Source organism: Chryseobacterium cucumeris, assembly GCF_001593385.1.
GTDB lineage: Bacteria > Bacteroidota > Bacteroidia > Flavobacteriales > Weeksellaceae > Chryseobacterium > Chryseobacterium cucumeris.
Genome location: NZ_LUVZ01000032.1, coordinates 1 through 487, shown reverse-complemented (window position 1 = coordinate 487; position 487 = coordinate 1). Strand labels below are relative to the sequence as shown.

The 487-nt window shown below is 36.3% G+C and carries 1 protein-coding gene; it reads left to right on the top strand.

Features of this window, described 5'->3' with window-relative positions; genetic code table 11:
* Nucleotides 1-421, top strand: a 421-nt coding sequence (locus A1704_RS15155; RefSeq protein ID WP_162268227.1) for a ribonucleotide-diphosphate reductase subunit beta, incomplete at its 5' end; no start/stop codon positions are given.
* Nucleotides 422-487 lie beyond the last annotated feature (66 nt).

Here is a 487-nt window from a genome sequence, read left to right as displayed (position 1 = left end):
TAACATTATCGCATGGACTTCTGTAGATGAGCAAATTCACGCTAATGCAGGAATCTACTTAATCAACAAAATCCGTGAGGAACAACCTGATCTATTAACAGACAGCGATATTGAAGATATATACACCCTTGTGGATGAATCTATTGCAAGAGAAGGTGATATTCTTAGCTGGATTTTTGAACTTGGAGAAATCGACAATGTATCTAAAGAAGACTTATTGAACTTCATGAAATATCGTGTAGACGACAGCTTGAAGAAAATCAACATGAAAACAAAATACAACATTACTCCTGAACAATACAGACCAATGGTATGGTTCGAAGAGGAAGTTTTCGCGAATTCTCTGGATGATTTCTTTGCAAAAAGACCTGTAGATTACACAAAACACGATAAGAGTATTACGGCAAACGATTTATTCTAATATAAATTGTAAAAGCGCGAGCGAAGCGAGCGTCAAAGCACACCGTATTAGCGTTTTTGTATGATG